The organism is Oleiphilus sp. HI0067 (genome assembly GCF_001635735.1).
In genome coordinates, this window is the sequence record NZ_LWFI01000299.1 from 1 (window position 1) to 764 (window position 764).

Here is a 764-nt window from a genome sequence, read left to right on the forward strand (position 1 = left end):
AAGAGATCGAGCTTAAAGACAAGTTCGAGAACATGGGTGCGCAAATGGTTAAAGAAGTTGCGTCTCAGGCGAACGACGTAGCGGGTGACGGTACTACGACTGCAACAGTACTTGCTCAAGCAATCGTAAACGAAGGTTTGAAAGCTGTTGCGGCTGGTATGAACCCAATGGATCTTAAGCGTGGAATCGACAAGGGCGTACAAGCAGCTGTTGAAGCTGTGAAAGGCATGGCGCAACCATGTGCTGACAATAAAGCGATTGCGCAAGTCGGTACAATTTCAGCAAACAGTGATTCTTCTGTTGGTGACATCATTGCACAAGCGATGGATAAGGTCGGTAAAGAAGGCGTTATCACTGTTGAAGAAGCGAGCGGTTTTGAAGACGAGTTAGACGTTGTTGAGGGTATGCAGTTCGATCGCGGTTATCTATCTCCATACTTCATTAACAACCAAGACAATATGAGTGCTGAGCTTGAAAGCCCATTCATTTTGTTGGTCGACAAGAAAATTTCTAACATTCGTGAGTTGTTGCCAGTTCTTGAAAACGTTGCAAAAGCGAGCAAGCCACTTCTTATCATTGCTGAAGATGTTGAAGGCGAAGCGTTAGCAACCTTGGTTGTCAATAATATGCGCGGCATCGTTAAAGTTGCGGCTGTTAAGGCTCCAGGTTTTGGTGATCGTCGTAAAGAAATGCTCCAAGATATCGCTATTTTGACTGGTGGTACGGTAATTTCTGAAGAAGTTGGTCTATCACTAGAAAATGCT

The 764-nt window shown here is 44.8% G+C and carries 1 protein-coding gene; it reads left to right on the forward strand.

Going from position 1 to position 764, the window contains the following annotated elements:
- A partial coding sequence (gene groEL, locus A3739_RS03670; protein ID WP_156502321.1) for a chaperonin GroEL occupies positions 1-764 on the forward strand: 764 nt, incomplete at both ends.